Origin of the sequence: Flavobacterium sp. PL02 (genome assembly GCF_035013205.1) — a bacterium.
Taxonomy (GTDB): domain Bacteria; phylum Bacteroidota; class Bacteroidia; order Flavobacteriales; family Flavobacteriaceae; genus Flavobacterium.
This window is the reverse complement of the sequence record NZ_JAYGJP010000008.1, coordinates 198,964-214,357: the sequence shown is the minus strand read 5'-3', so window position 1 is coordinate 214,357 and position 15,394 is coordinate 198,964. Positions and strand designations below refer to the sequence as shown.

The window sequence follows — 15,394 nt, the reverse complement described above, 5'->3', positions numbered from 1 at the left end:
ATTCGAACCCCCGGACCTGTTACAGTCAACAGTTTTCAAGACTGCCGCATTCGACCGCTCTGCCATTTCTCCAGTATGTCGCTTTCATTTCCTGATTGCGAGTGCAAATATAAGACGCTTTTTCGGTTCTCAAAACTTTTTTAGAGCTTTTTTGACGATTATTTTAAATTAATTTTCAACTACCTAATTATCAGTATTTCTCTTTTAAAATAATTTTGCGCTAATTTGCAAATTAGTCCATAATCGGGATTGGTTTTTTATTTTCATCAACAGCAACAAACGAAAAAGTACCTGAAACTACCGTCTCGCGAAGTTCAGAGTACATTTGTTCCATGAAAATATCTACATGAATTTTACAACTTGTTCTCCCAACACTATCAACTTTTGCAACTAATTCAATTAATGTTCCAGCCGGAATTGCTTTTTTAAAGTCAATTTGTCCAGTTGAAATCGTTACCACTTTCTTTCTGCTAAATCTGGTAGCACAAATAAAAGCAACTTCATCCATAAGATGAAGAGCAGTTCCCCCAAATAAAGTGTCATAATGATTCGTTGTACTCGGAAAAACAGCTTTAAATATACGTGTCTCAGATTTTACAATTCTTTCTTCAAATGTATCCATATACTTTAATAGCTTACGTATTCTGTTATTTCAAGTCCGTAACCTATCATACCAACACGTTTAGTTTGTTCTGTATTTGATACTAATCTAATTTTAGAGATATCAATATCATGTAGGATCTGTGCTCCTATTCCGTAATCTTTACTATCAATGATTACTTTTGGCGCTTTCATCACTCCTTGAGATTGTAATGTCTTAAGCTCAGCAATACGGTTTAATAAATTTACAGCTTGCATATCCTGATTAATAAACAATACTGCACCTTTACCGTTCTCATTAATAACCTTAAACATATCATCCAATTGTTGTTCTGGATTATTAGTTAAAGTACCTAATAAATCATTATTTACCTGAGATGAATTAATTCTGGTAAGGATAGATTCACCCAAACTCCAAGTTCCTTTTGTTAAAGCAATATGAATTTGTTTATTTGTTGTTTGCTCATAAGCTCTTAAACGGAAAGTTCCGAAACGAGTCTCTATATCAAAATCTTCTTTTTTTACAATCAAACTATCGTGTTGCATTCTATATGCTACCAAATCTTCGATAGAAACCAATTTTAAATTGAATTTTTTAGCAACTTCTACAAGTTGAGGTAAACGAGACATAGTTCCGTCTTCATTTAAAATTTCGCAAATTACACCCGCTGGTTTAAATCCTGCTAGTCTTGCAAAATCGATAGCTGCTTCAGTATGTCCTGTTCTTCTTAATACACCACCTTGTTTAGCTACCAAAGGAAAAATATGTCCTGGTCTTGCCAATTCATATGGTTTTGTATTAGGATCTGTTAATGCAAATACAGTCAGAGATCTATCGGCAGCAGAAATTCCTGTAGTAACTCCATTTCCTTTTAAATCAACCGAAACTGTAAAAGCAGTTTCCATATGATCTGTATTATTGGTAACCATTGGTTTTAAATCCAACTCTTTGCAACGACTTTCTGTTAATGGCGCGCAAATTAATCCACGTCCGTGTGTTGCCATGAAATTAATCATTTCTGGTGTTACCTTTTCGGCTGCAGCAAGAAAATCACCTTCATTTTCGCGATCTTCATCATCTACTACAATGATTACTTCACCTTGACGAATAGCTTCAATAGCCTCTTCAATGGTGTTGAGTTGTATTTTATTTGTTGACATAATTAGGTTTTGTTTTGAGAAGGAATAAACTTCTCAGAGAGTTTTTTAAATAACTTGTTCAATGGAGCCAAAATAGTATCCATATTAATTAAACCAATATCGTTTGTAGCACGATAAGTTAACAAAACGGCTAATGGTGTAAGTATAAAAGTAGACATCCAAGCTCCCATAAAAGGAGTTAATCCGTCTTCTTGTGAAATTCTTTTTCCAAAAGTATTGATAAAGTGAAAAGTAATAAATATCAAAACTGCAAAAACTATTGGTAATCCAAGTCCTCCTTTTCGGATAATTGCCCCGAGTGGTGCACCAATAAAAAACATTAAAAAACAAGCAAAAGCAATCACGAATTTCTCGTAAAGCGCCGTAAGATGTCGGTTAATATTTCGTTGTTTCTCTTTTAATTCATTTTTTGTAGCGTCAATAGAATACATTGCGCTTGTAAGATTGCTACTTGCCACTTTAAGTATTTCCGACTTTTTATCATTGGCATAGAGTGATAAAATATCGTTTGGCAAAGGTTTTTTCTTTTTATCTAATTTAGCTGTTGGTATACCTTTGGCAATACCCACTTTTTGATTGATGTTTTCTGAGAAAGAAAGTATTTCGGTATCTAAATTTTTACTTAATGAATCCAGCGTATAACGCAATTCACTAGCATTTAGCATTCCGTTTGTATTACCTATTTCCTGACTATCATCTACTTTATTTAATTCGGACAAATCGATGTTGATGATTTGCTTTTTAAATTTCCCTTTTATAAAAGGCATTTTACTTCTGTCTTCGTATTTCTTAGGCGTTACATCTTGGTAGTAGTAACCATCATTAAGAACTAACTGAAGAATACTAGATTTATCATTACTTATTAATTCGCCAGTTTTAGATTTAATAACGGTTTTATTTTCACCACTATTATTTGCTTTTTCATGAATGGTTACTCCTGTAAGCTTATTTCCATTTTCGCCTGATTTTTTATTTACCTTAATATTATAAAAACCAACATCACTAAATTGTCCTTCGGCTATAGCCATTGCAGGCTTAGCTTGCGCGATGCTTTTTCTAAAATTAATAAATTTATATTCAGCGTAAGGAATTACATTGTTTGCAAAGAAGAAGGCAACAATACTTAAAAAACAGATAAACACTATTAAACCTCTCATAGCTCGCTGTAGCGAAATCCCCGAAGCTTTCATTGCTGCAAATTCATAGTTTTCAGCCAGATTTCCGAATGTCATAATCGAAGCCAGTAAAACCGATAATGGCAATACCAACGGGATAATTCGAGGCATCGAAAACAATAAGAATTTAACAACTAAAATTAAATCCAAATCTTTACCCGCCAACTCGGCTATAAATAGCCAAACGGTTTGAAGAATGAATATAAAGAATAGAATTACAAATACAGTAGTAAATGTAAGAAGGAAAGTTTTTAGTAAGTATTTGTCTAGTATTTTCAACCCGTAATTAGTCTAGTTTATTGATGTAGTAATTTGGATATTTACTTTGCGCAAAGGTAAACTGATTTTTTGATAATGGCTGATTGGTTTTAAAAGAATTAACGGTTAAAGTAGTTTTTGTTCCGTTTTTACCCATTTCGATTAAATTATAAATATGCTTTGTTTGCACATCAATCCCCAAAAGAATCTCTTTACGCTGGTCTTTAGCGCTTGTTGGATTTAATTTTATGTATTGAATTTTTCTTCCTTTTACGTTCTGAACAATATCCATTGCATACTTATAACCAGAATTAAAAAAAGTCAACATTTTTGAAGGTGTAATTGCATTATCATCTTTTTCGTTAACTTTAGAAATCGTAATTTCCTCGTCTTCAGGAACAATTGTATATGTTTTTTGTCCGTCGAATATTTTGGTAACACCCATAAAATTCAATACAAACTGATTTCCTTTTATAGTTACATTTCCTTTGCTATCCTGATTAATGTTTTCTTTGGCATTATTCAGAGTATATTTAAAATCGATTACGATATTATCGTAGCTTTTTACTTTTGCAGTTACCTGATCCAATAATTCTTTGGCTTTTTTATCTTGGGCCTGAACAGAAAAAGTGACAAGGAATAAAAAAACAATTTGAAAAACCTTTTTCGTAAGGCCGTTTACATTATTTTTTTTGAAGTTTTGAATCGTTGATTTCATGATTTAATTGTTTTGTTCATTGTTAAAAAATTGATCAAGAGAACTTAAATCTAAAATATTTACACTTCTGGCTTTACTACCTTCAAATGGGCCTACAATTCCTGCAGCTTCTAATTGATCTATCAATCGACCTGCACGGTTGTAACCCAGCTTTAATTTTCTTTGTAATAATGAGGCCGAACCTTGTTGGGCATTCACAATTATCTCGGCAGCCTCTCTAAATAAAGTATCTCTTTCGGAAATATCCATATCAAGATTAATGCCAGTTTCTTCTCCTACAAACTCTGGAAGCAAATAAGCAGTAGAATATGCTTTTTGTGAACCAATAAAATCAGTAATTTTTTCAACCTCTGGTGTATCGATAAAGGCGCATTGTACACGAACAACATCGTTTCCGTTGGTATATAATAAATCTCCACGTCCTATTAACTGATCTGCTCCTTGCGTATCTAAAATAGTTCGCGAGTCGATCTTTGAGGTAACTCTAAAGGCTATTCTCGCAGGGAAATTGGCTTTTATCAAACCTGTAATTACGTTAACCGATGGTCTTTGTGTCGCGATTATTAAGTGTATACCAATAGCACGAGCCAATTGCGCTAAACGAGCAATAGGAACCTCAACTTCTTTTCCTGCTGTCATAATTAAATCGGCAAACTCATCGACTACCAAAATAATATAAGGTAAGAATCTATGTCCTGCTTCTGGATTTAATTTTCTAGCTTTAAATTTATCATTGTATTCTTTGATATTTCTAACCATTGCATCTTTTAATAAAGAATAACGGTTATCCATTTCAACACAAAGTGAATTTAATGTATTTACAACTTTTGCATTGTCGGTAATAATTGCATCTTCGGTATCTGGAAGTTTAGCCAGATAATGTCTTTCGATTTTATTAAATAATGTAAGCTCCACTTTTTTAGGATCCACCAAAACAAATTTCACTTCGGCTGGGTGTTTCTTATATAATAATGAAGTAAGAACTGCATTTAATCCAACCGATTTTCCTTGTCCCGTAGCTCCTGCCATCAATAAGTGAGGCATCTTGGCTAAATCGACAACAAATGTTTCGTTAGAAATTGTTTTACCCAAAGCAATTGGCAATTCCATTTCAGCTTCTTGAAATTTAGCCGAACCAATAACGCTTTTCATCGAAACCATTGTTGGGTTTTTATTAGGAACTTCTATACCAATTGTTCCTTTTCCAGGAATTGGAGCAATAATACGAATTCCTAATGCCGATAATGACAATGCAATATCGTCTTCCAGACTTTTAATTTTTGAAATTCTGATTCCAGCTTCTGGTACAATCTCATACAATGTTACCGATGGACCTACTGTGGCTTTAATCTGTGCAATTTCGATTTTATAGTTTCGAAGTGTATCTACAATTCTATTTTTATTTTCTTCTAATTCTTCCTGATTGATTGTAATTCCTCCGGTAGAATATTCTTTTAATAAATCAATTGTAGGGAATTTATAATTAGATAAATCCAAAGTAGGATCAAACAAACCAAAATCGGCAACTAAACGTGATGCTAAATTTTCTTCGATTATATCTTCTTCCGGAGCTTGTTCTATTACAAAAGACTCATCGTGCGAAGCAACAACTTCAGGTGCTTTAGACGCAACATCCATTTTGATTGGCTTTATAACCGGATCCAAATTAATCTCTGATGAGTGAGCAATCGTTGGCTTTAAAGCTTCTTTATTAATTTCGAATTGTGAATCTGGAGTTTTTAAATGGATATTATCTAACTCTTCATTTTCATCAATCGCAAATTCTTCTAAATTATAAGCGCCTTTATCTGTATTTAATGAAGATGCTGCATTTAAATCAGAACGAAGTTCTTTTTTGGTATTATCAAAAAAGGCCTGAATTTTATCTGGTGATATTTTTATTTTGAAGATTAAATAAATAATCAATCCAAAAAGCAAACTCAATAAAGTTCCTGTTTTACCGATATAATCTTGTAAAAACAAATTAAGCTCATACCCTATCGTTCCGCCTAGTTCTGGTGCCGAAGTAGCAAAAAAACCAAACAATACTGATATAATAATAATAACGAATAAATCCCAAAACCAGATGTTCTTGAGTTTTCTTAATGAAAGCTCCAAAATCAAAAACATTCCTGTTAAGAAAAACAAACGAACAAATATAAAAGATGCTAATCCGAATCCTTGGTAAACCAATAAATCGGCTAAAAAAGCACCAAATTTTCCGAGCCAGTTTTGCACAGGTTCGCTTCGATCTGTAAGTGCATTTAATGCGCTCTGATCTGTTTGTCCGTAGATATAAAAGGAAATAAAAGCAACCAATAATGCAACTGAAAATAATACCAAAAGGCATCCCAAGACAATTTTTTGCTGCTTGGTCATTTTCCGAGGCGCAACTGTCTCAGATTTGGATTTACTTTTGTTGTCTACAGTTTCTTTTTTTGTTGTTTTTGCCATTCTTATTTTGGGTACTAACCGCTTAAATATTTTGTATATATGGTATATATATTGTTAATCCTATTGCTATTGCTGTCATTGCCGCAAAAAACACTGCGCCTGCAGCAATATCTTTAATAAAACCTATCCTTTCGTGATAATTAGGATGAATAAAATCGGCTACTTTTTCTACTGCCGTATTCAGTCCTTCTACACTTAATACTAAACCGATGGCTAATATTTGAAAAAGCCATTCGGTACTAGTTATATGAAAATAAAACCCTGCAATTGTCATTATAATTCCTAATGAAAATTGCACCATTACGCTATGCTCTGTACTTATAAGCTTTGCAGCTCCTTTATAAGCATAGGTAACGCTTTTTAATCTTCCTTTAAAAAAAGTATTATCTTTTTTAAATTCCATTCTTTGGATTTTATAGTGCAGCTAATGCAGCTTCGTAATTAGGCTCGTTTGCAATTTCTGCAACTTGTTCTGTATGCGTAACTTTTCCGTTTTCATCAACAACAATAATCGCTCTTGAGTGCAATCCTGTTAATGGTCCGTCTACGATTTCTAATCCATTTGCTTTACCAAAAGCTCCTTCTTGAAAATCTGACAAATTAACTACATTCTCTAATCCTTCGGCACCACAAAAACGTTTCTGAGCAAATGGTAAATCTCTAGAGATACATAAAACTGTTGTGTTCTCAAGATTACTTGCATTCTCATTAAACTTTCTAACTGAAGTTGCACAAGTTCCTGTATCGATACTTGGGAATATATTTAAAACTAATTTTTTACCTGCAAAATTGCTCAATGAAGCAACCGAAAGGTCGTTTTGTACTAATTTAAAATCAGCTAGTTGTGAACCTACTTTTGGTAATTCACCAGATGTATGAATAGGATTTCCTCCTAATGTTATTGATGCCATGTTGTTTGTTTTTTTATGAGGTTCAAAAGTAAGGATTAAAATTTGAATCTAAAAGAATTTGTTATCGGTTTAGGGATTGTTTCCTAACGTGAGTTTGTCTTTACAAAGGGATTTTTTTTTCAAAGTTTTTTTACTTTGACAAAGGTTGTGCTCAAATTTTTATGAATTTTGATTGTGGATTAAGATTGCGGAGACGCACTGCGGTACGTCTCTACCTGTGTGCGTCTAAACCAACACCTCTTTGGTTCTGCATGGTGAGACCTTTGTCAAAGTTTAAAACTTTGACAAAGGTTGTGCTCAAATTTTGTGGATTTTGATTGTAGATTAAGATTGCGGAGACGCACTGCGGTGCGCCTCTACCTGTGTGCGTCTAAACCAACACCTCTTTGGTTCTTCATGGTGAGACCTTTGTCAAAGTTTAAAACTTTGACAAAGGTTATGATGAAATTTTGTAAATTTTGATTGTAGATTTTGATTGCGGATACGCACTGCGGTGCGTCTCTACCTGTGCGTCTCTACAGTTGCGATATCATTACTAATTTTATTTAATAGTATATACTCTACTTTATATATAGCTTTTACTCTCTTTTTTCTATTCTCTCTTATCTATTCTCTCTTATCTATTCTCTTTCTTCTATTCTCTTTCTTCTATTCTCTTTCTTCTATTCTCTTTCTTCTATTCTCTTTCTTCTATTCTCTTTCTTCTATTCTCTTTCTTCTATTCTCTTTCTTCCGCGAGAGGGATGGTCGCTGGCTACCGAAGTAGCGCAAACAGCCCGACAGCATTAAGGAAAGGGGCGTATATAGACATGCTTAATTTACCCCTTTTCTTAATGGTGGCTCGCCCAAAACTTGATTATAGCCAATAAAAAAACGCACCCCGTTAAGAATGCGTTTTTAATAATAATTATTTTTTTTAACCTTTTAAGCTTAATAATTATTTATCGATTGACCCTAAAACACGTTTCATAAACGTATTTAATGCTTCTTTTTTATCGGTTCCCTGAACTACCATTTTATGCACTTCTAATGCTCCGTACATATTAGAAATCAATTCGCCGATTACATCTAATTCTTCATCTTTTAAAGACGGAATTTCGGTCATTGCTTCCAAAACCTCAATAGTTTCGATGATATAATCCTGATCGTTTTCTTCTATAAACTGCGTTAATTGTTTTATTACTGGTAATTTCATATTTTTATTGTTTAAAGTTTAAGGTTTTAAAAAGTTTAAGGTTCAAAGTTTGCGAGTAAAAATTGCTCGATGAAGTTTAACTGTTAAGTTCGTCAACTTTAAACATTAAACTAAAAAAACTTTAAAGAATCTCGTTTACTAACTCAATTAAAACTTCTTGTTTGTTGGTTTGTGTTTCGTTTACCAATTTACCATTTAAGAATGTTGCAAATGTTGGCAAATTACTCACATTAGCTAATTTTCTTGATTCTGGTGAATTTTCGGCATCTACCAATACAAAAGTTAATGCTTCGTTTTCTGTAGCTAATTTTTTGAATTTTGGTTTCATTATGCGGCAATTTCCACACCAAGAAGCCGAATATTGCACGACAACTTTCTCATTTTTAGCAACTAAATCTGCTAAAGTATCTTCATTTAATTCGATTAACATTTCTTTTTATTTTTAAGGTTGTGAGGTACTGAGGTTCTAAGTTTTTTTAGCTTCTTTTTCTCAGTCTCTTTTGAATAATTTACGGCACGAAGATTCTAAGTTACTAAGGTTTTAAGAGTAAATCTTAGAACCTTAGCATCTTTATATCTTAGAAACTTTTTAAAATTAGTTTGCGCTTAAATACTCAGCTGTACTTAATCTATCTGCGCTCATTGCTTCTTTTCCAGCTTCCCAGTTTGCAGGACAAACTTCTCCTTTTTCTTGGATATGTGTGTAAGCATCTACCATACGTAAGTATTCGTTTACGTTACGACCTAATGGCATATCGTTTACACTTTCGTGGAAAATTTTTCCTGTTTCATCAATTAGGTAAGTAGCTCTGTAAGTTACGTTTGAACCTTCGATGATAACTGAATCTGTTTCTTCACTGTAGCTTGTAGATTCGATATCTAGGATACCTAAAATGTTAGCTAAGTTACGGTTTGTATCTGCTAAGATTGGGTAAGTAACTCCTTCGATTCCACCATTGTTTTTTGGAGTGTTTAACCAAGCGAAGTGTACTTCGTTTGTATCACATGAAGCTCCGATTACGATTGTATTTCTTTTTTCAAATTCTGGTAATGCAGCTTGAAAAGCGTGTAATTCTGTTGGACATACAAAAGTAAAATCTTTTGGGTACCAAAACAAAAGTACTTTTTTGTTATTGTTTACTGCTTCTTCAAAAACATTGATTTTTAAATTATCTCCCATTTCTGAGATGGCATCAATTGCAATACTTGGGAATTTTTTTCCTACTAAAGACATATCTTTCGTTTTTAAATTAATTATTTATTTGATGCAAAAATAGTATATAAACCCTCCCGGAAACAATAGGATGCGATTATAAATATTTATCTGTTAATAAATTTAAACTATACTCGAAAGATGTATTTTCATAAATTACTGAAGTTCAATATTTACTGGTAATTTACCAATACAATTAGAATTTTCTAAAAGTTGAATTCCTGCATTTTTTTGAAACGTAATAAAATCCTGATATACTTCGATAAGTCCTAAAGCTTGTTTTGCATTCGGAATTATTGGTAAAACATATGGATTTCCGAAAACGTAGAGTATACATTTTTTGGTTTTCAATAGTTTCCCTAAAAGTGCTATAACCTGTTCTTCGATGTCGAAGTTATTTAGTGGTTTTGCTTTTGGTACAAACAATGAAATAATGACTGTATCGTATGGCTCTAAATCTTTTTCGACTGAGGAAATTGTAGTATTTCCTGCTTCGATTGCAAATTCTGGGCTTTCTAATTGTGTATTTAATGTTTTAAAAAATTCATTATCGACACTTTTGTACAAGCTTAATTTGGCAAGTGTATTATTTGTATGTGCTTTAAAAACAGTTTCGGTATTGGAATTATCTATAATCTTAGTGATACTGTTTTGCGCAATTTTTTCATTTAATAAAGCTGTTTTCTCAAAATCCAGAATTCCTGATCCTGCTTCTGCCTGATCTAGGATTCCTGCTTTTTCTTTGCATTTCCAGATTCTGTTAAAACTTTCTTCGATGCGTTCTGCCGAAGCGTTTTCTAGAATGGCCTGAATTCCTTCAGGTACATTCTCTGCAAAACACAACACATCGTTTCCTGCATTAAATGCTTCCCACTCTAGTTGTCCTTTTACATCATATAATTTAGATACACTATGCATATTTAATGCATCCGAAATCACTAAACCATCATAACCTAATTGTTCTCGTAACAGGGTTTCGATAATAGGTTTTGATAATGTTGCTGAGGTATCTTTTCCTGAGTTTAAAGCGGGAACGGCAAGATGTCCTATCATAATAGAATCGACGTTATGCTCGATTCCTTTTATAAATGGGTATAATTCGTTTTCTAATAATTCGTCTAATGTTTCTTTTAGAACTGGTAATCCTAAGTGAGAATCTACATTGGTGTTTCCGTGTCCTGGGAAATGTTTTAAGCATCCTAAAACTCCAACATCAGACATTCCTCTTAGATATTCTAATGCAAAATGAGAAACTTTTTCTTTGTTCTCTCCAAATGAACGATACCCAATAACTGGATTATCTGGATTGTTATTTATATCTGCCAGAGGTGATAAATTATACTGAATCCCTGCCGATTTAAGGTCTTGTCCTATTTGTTTTCCTACTTCGTAAACCAATTCTGATTTACTTTCGGGCAAAGCTCCAAGGGTTATTGCATACGGATATTGTGGTGTTTTTTCGACACGCATTGCCAATCCCCATTCGGCATCGATACTTATTAAAAGCGGTGTTGGTGCACATTTCTGGAAACGCTCTATCCTCTCTTTTAATTGTTTGTAACTATCATCGTTAAAAACGATTTTTTTATTGCCTTCGTAATTTGTTGCGGCACTGGCACGACTATGAAAAAATGTAAGTCCGCCAATATTATATTCTCGAATTAATCGTTCGGTTTCTTGAATATTTTCTTCGGTATCATTTATAAAAACTGCAGGAAAGAAAAACTGTCCTACTTTTTGTTGCAATGTTTGTGGTATTTTGCTCATTAGTTAATTGTTTTTTTCATGCATACACTATTATCCATAACGTCATACGGAGGATAATTGGGTATTATTGAATATTCTGCTTTTTTGTATAGCGATATAGCTTCTGGTTGGTTTATGCCAGTTTCTAATATGGTTTGTTTGTATTCTATTTCTGAAGCCCAAAGTTCTAATTCGGCTAGAATCCTATATGCAATTCCTTTTTTGCGATGGTCAGGATGTACAAACATTCTTTTAATCTCGACAGTTTGATCATCATATCTCCTAAAAGCGCCACAACCTGCCGCTACTCCATCTTCATAATACACAACTACATGTTTTATCTTATCGGTTTTATTAAACTGATTATAAAAATCATGATCTTCTCCATCTCTAATTTTTAAATCCTGATCTAGTAAATAAACCAAATTTGTAAAATCTATATTGTCTGATGTTGTTCTCTTTAATATAATCATGATGATAAAAAACTATAAATTTTCTGTTCTATTAAAGCTTCTTTTTCTTCTGCTTTGCAAGTAGTGCCTTGGTTTGCAATGCTTTTTCAAGTCTGTTTTTAAACCTAAAAAGTTTTGGCATTCCTTCGAGTCTATCTTCGAGTGTAATTTCTTCGTAAATTAGAATGGCTTTTTCTAATATCCGAATTTCATTATCTATATCATTCTGGTTTTTATAGATGGTTGCCAGTCTATCATAAGAGTGATTTCCTTTAAAACCTTCATTACTATTTTCTTCGTATAACGCAATTGCTTTTTCAATCTCTCCTGCTTTTTCAAATTCAATTGCTTTCAGGTTACGTTCAACCTGTATGTTTTCATTGATTTCCATGGATGTTATATTCTAATTAAATCTTTATTCTACCTTCTTACCAAAATCTTTTGGAAAGAATAAAAATCGGGAAAGTATTACTCCCGGAATTGTGGCCAAGAATACCCAAATAAAGAAATTTCCGTATCCTAAATATTCCTGAATATATCCGCTTACCATTCCCGGCAACATCATTCCTAATGCCATAAATCCAGTTGCAATAGCATAATGCGACGTTTTTGATTCTCCCTCGGCTACATAAATTAAATACATCATAAAGGCTGCAAATCCGAAACCGTAACCAAACTGTTCTATAATTACAACTGCGTAGATATAATAAATAGACGATGGATGAAAATAGGCTAACAATATAAAACCAATAATAGGTAAATGCATTGTTAGGATCATAGGAAGCATCCATTTAGTAAGTCCATGTCTAGAAATGGCAATTCCTCCTAAAACTCCGCCAAGCATTAATGCAATTAATCCGAAGGTTCCGTAAATCAAACCGATATCTTCGGTATCTAATCCCATTCCCCCTTTTTCAATTATTTTGTTACTTCCTTTTGTAGCTACTAATTGATTTACAAAATCTATTCTAGGTTTATTTAGACTTTTATATTCTTTTGCATCTTTGTTTTCTACTTCTTGTAATAGGTTTTTCGAATTTCTTTTCTCTACCTGAATTGGTAATTTGGCATACAGTAGCTTCAGTTCTTCATCTGATAATTTTTCTCCTGTCTTAATTTTCGAATTGTAAATTGCTAAAGCTTTACCCTGACTTTCATCTGAACTTGATTCGACTAATTCGTATTTTATTGGATCTACCAAAAATGGGGTTAGCATTTTCATTAATTGAGATTCTCCTAATCTAAACAATAGGATAAAAGCTAGTGCTAGTACAATTTGCTTTTTTCTGAAGAAACTTGCAAAAACAGATGCAAAGCTTTGGTCTGCAATTTCTTTTGCTGTTCCTGCTGCATTAACCTCTGTTCGCGGTGTCGAGAAATAGTTGTAAGTCGTTATAAACGTCATTAATAATCCAACAAAAATCATTGTATATGACCACGCTTTGCGATTATCTCCGTATTTATGTTCCAGATAACCTGCTAAAAGCACTATTAATCCGTTACCAGCCAACATCGAAAGTCTGTAGAATGTGCTTCGGATTCCGAGAAAAAAAGATTGTTGGTCTTTGGGCAAAACCAATAAATAAAATCCATCACTAGCAATATCATTTGATGCTGAGGCAAATGCCGCAACCCAAAATATGGCTAAGGTCATTATAAAGAAATTATTTAGCGGAATGGTGAATCCGACAATTAAAAACGCAATCGATATAATTAATTGCATCGATAAAAACCACTTTCTTTTGGTTCCGTTTAATTCTATAAACGGACTCCATAATGGCTTAATTACCCAAGGAAGGTATAATAAACTGGTATAAACACCAATATCTTCATTTGTAATTCCTAAGTTTTTGTACATAAGTACCGAAACCGAAATAATTACCGCATAAGGCAGTCCAGATGCAAAATTCAAGAATGGAATCCAAAACCAAGGTTTATTTTCTGTTTTCATCTGTTATTTCAGCTACGTTTATTTTAAATCCTTTTTTTAAATCTATAATAGTTGGTGTACTTTCGTTTGCGTAGTAATCGATAAAAGTGATTGCACATGCCTTAAATTTCTTCATCGTTCTTTCTGAAAGAACAAAATATATGGCTCCATCAATTTCATGAACTGTCAATTTATCGATAATTTGTGTAGCATCATTTATATCTAGTTTTGCCTCACTTTCGGCACCATAAACAACTATGTAACGTACTTTGGTATTTAGCGGATATTTAACTTTAAATGAATAATTAACACTATCTTTTACAAACTCGCTTACTACGGGAACATCTGCCACTACCTTTCTAAGATTAGGAACTGCTAGCGGAATTGCAGGATATTTATATTGATTCTCTGCCAAAAGGCGTACTACATCTTGGTTTTTATTAATAAGCAGTTTGGCACTAAAATAAGCACTTCCGGTTACGTTCTTAAAACTTCTGGCATAATCAACCTGATTTGGGATTTCTGTTGGAAGGTTCCAACTTTTATCACTATCTGCTCTAATTTTATAAGGACTATGCCCGATATAAATAGCTGTATTATTAGAGTTTTCTGACCACCATTTTACTAGTTTAGAATAATTAGCTCTTGTATTATTCATACTCCAATACAATTGCGGCAAGATATAATCAATCCATTTTTGATCCATCCATAAAATAGGATCTGCATATAAATCATCATAATTAGATGTCGATTGTGTATCTGAACCTTTTGGATCTTTAGATTTATTACGCCAAACCCCAAAAGGGCTAATCCCGAATTGTACCCAAGGTTTACAGCTCTTTATTGTAGTTGAAATGGTTTGAACAAAACTGCTCACATTGGCTCTACGCCAATCGGGTAAACTAAGTCCATTACCATATTTTTTATAAGAAGCTGTATCGTTAAATTGTTTTCCTGGTACTGCATAAGGATAAAAATAATCATCAAAATGGATTGCATCGATATCGTAATTCTCTACAACTTCTTCTACAATTGTTGTTAAATGTTCTTGTACTTCAGGCAAAGCTGGATCATAATATAATTTCCCTCCGTATTCTATCATCCATTCTGGATGTCTTATTGCGTCATGGTTTGTGTATAAACTATCTTTTTTTAAGTCGAATGTTGCTCTATATGGATTCATCCAGGCATGAAACTCAAATCCTCTTTCGTGCGCTTGTTCTATCATCCAAGCCAGAACATCGTAATATGGTTTTGGTTCCTGACCTTCTTTTCCTGTTAAGTAACGGGACCAAGGTGCAAGTTTTGTTGGGTAAATAGCATCGCCAACACTACGTACTTGTACAATTACTGCATTAAAATTTAATTTTTTATAAGTATCTAATATTTCTAGGTAATCAGCTTTTTGTTTTTCTGCATTATCTACTCTGCTTTTAGGCCAGTCTATATTAACAACAGTTGCAATCCAAACTCCTCTAAATTCGTTTTTAGGATGCAAATTTTTCTGAGCTGTTACATTCCACCCCGAAAATATAAAAAATAAAAAAAATAATATTACGTGCTGATTTTTATGCATTTCAA

General features: G+C 33.1%; 15 protein-coding genes. All 15 read right to left on the bottom strand.

Annotated elements, in window-relative coordinates:
• Positions 1-232 precede the first annotated feature (232 nt).
• The 15 genes from SHI72_RS19460 to SHI72_RS19390 all read right to left on the bottom strand — a co-directional run bounded on the left by SHI72_RS19460 (position 233) and on the right by SHI72_RS19390 (position 15,389).
• Entirely contained in the window at positions 233-622 is a 390-nt protein-coding gene (locus SHI72_RS19460; RefSeq protein ID WP_039113884.1) for an acyl-CoA thioesterase, read from the bottom strand.
• Between the two features lie 5 nt (positions 623-627).
• Complete coding sequence (gene ribB / locus SHI72_RS19455) at positions 628-1,761, bottom strand: 3,4-dihydroxy-2-butanone-4-phosphate synthase (RefSeq protein WP_035624622.1); 1,134 nt, start codon at positions 1,759-1,761, stop codon at positions 628-630.
• Positions 1,762-1,763: 2 nt separating this feature from the next.
• Entirely contained in the window at positions 1,764-3,215 is a 1,452-nt protein-coding gene (locus SHI72_RS19450; RefSeq protein ID WP_039119651.1) for an LptF/LptG family permease, read from the bottom strand.
• 7 nt (positions 3,216-3,222) lie between these two features.
• Positions 3,223-3,912, bottom strand: a complete 690-nt coding sequence (locus tag SHI72_RS19445) for a LolA family protein (protein ID WP_039113882.1) — start codon at positions 3,910-3,912, stop codon at positions 3,223-3,225.
• 3 nt (positions 3,913-3,915) lie between these two features.
• Entirely contained in the window at positions 3,916-6,366 is a 2,451-nt protein-coding gene (locus SHI72_RS19440) for a DNA translocase FtsK (protein WP_323491098.1), read from the bottom strand.
• Between the two features lie 22 nt (positions 6,367-6,388).
• Complete coding sequence (locus SHI72_RS19435) at positions 6,389-6,769, bottom strand: diacylglycerol kinase family protein (protein ID WP_323491097.1); 381 nt, start codon at positions 6,767-6,769, stop codon at positions 6,389-6,391.
• 10 nt (positions 6,770-6,779) lie between these two features.
• A complete protein-coding gene (tpx, locus tag SHI72_RS19430; RefSeq protein ID WP_039113879.1) occupies positions 6,780-7,277 on the bottom strand; it encodes a thiol peroxidase in 498 nt (165 codons plus the stop codon).
• 937 nt (positions 7,278-8,214) lie between these two features.
• Positions 8,215-8,472 carry a DUF6952 family protein gene (locus SHI72_RS19425; RefSeq protein WP_035621165.1) on the bottom strand — a complete coding sequence of 86 codons (258 nt, stop codon included), beginning with the start codon at positions 8,470-8,472 and terminating at the stop codon, positions 8,215-8,217.
• Between the two features lie 121 nt (positions 8,473-8,593).
• On the bottom strand, positions 8,594-8,902 hold the full coding sequence (locus tag SHI72_RS19420; RefSeq protein ID WP_323491096.1) for a thioredoxin family protein: 309 nt from the start codon (positions 8,900-8,902) through the stop codon (positions 8,594-8,596).
• Between the two features lie 165 nt (positions 8,903-9,067).
• On the bottom strand, positions 9,068-9,706 hold the full coding sequence (locus SHI72_RS19415) for a peroxiredoxin (protein WP_035621162.1): 639 nt from the start codon (positions 9,704-9,706) through the stop codon (positions 9,068-9,070).
• Positions 9,707-9,841: 135 nt separating this feature from the next.
• Complete coding sequence (locus SHI72_RS19410; protein WP_323491095.1) at positions 9,842-11,452, bottom strand: glycoside hydrolase family 3 protein; 1,611 nt, start codon at positions 11,450-11,452, stop codon at positions 9,842-9,844.
• Positions 11,452-11,904, bottom strand: a complete 453-nt coding sequence (locus SHI72_RS19405; protein ID WP_323491094.1) for a GNAT family N-acetyltransferase — start codon at positions 11,902-11,904, stop codon at positions 11,452-11,454. The genes SHI72_RS19410 and SHI72_RS19405 overlap by 1 nt, the downstream gene beginning before the upstream one ends.
• 31 nt (positions 11,905-11,935) lie before the next feature.
• Positions 11,936-12,274 (bottom strand): hypothetical protein, encoded by a 339-nt coding sequence (locus SHI72_RS19400; protein WP_035621159.1) that lies wholly within the window; start codon positions 12,272-12,274, stop codon positions 11,936-11,938.
• 24 nt (positions 12,275-12,298) lie between these two features.
• Entirely contained in the window at positions 12,299-13,834 is a 1,536-nt protein-coding gene (locus tag SHI72_RS19395; protein WP_323491093.1) for an MFS transporter, read from the bottom strand.
• Complete coding sequence (locus SHI72_RS19390; RefSeq protein ID WP_323491092.1) at positions 13,818-15,389, bottom strand: glycoside hydrolase family 10 protein; 1,572 nt, start codon at positions 15,387-15,389, stop codon at positions 13,818-13,820. Before SHI72_RS19390 ends, SHI72_RS19395 begins: the two co-directional genes overlap by 17 nt.
• Positions 15,390-15,394: the final 5 nt, after the last annotated feature.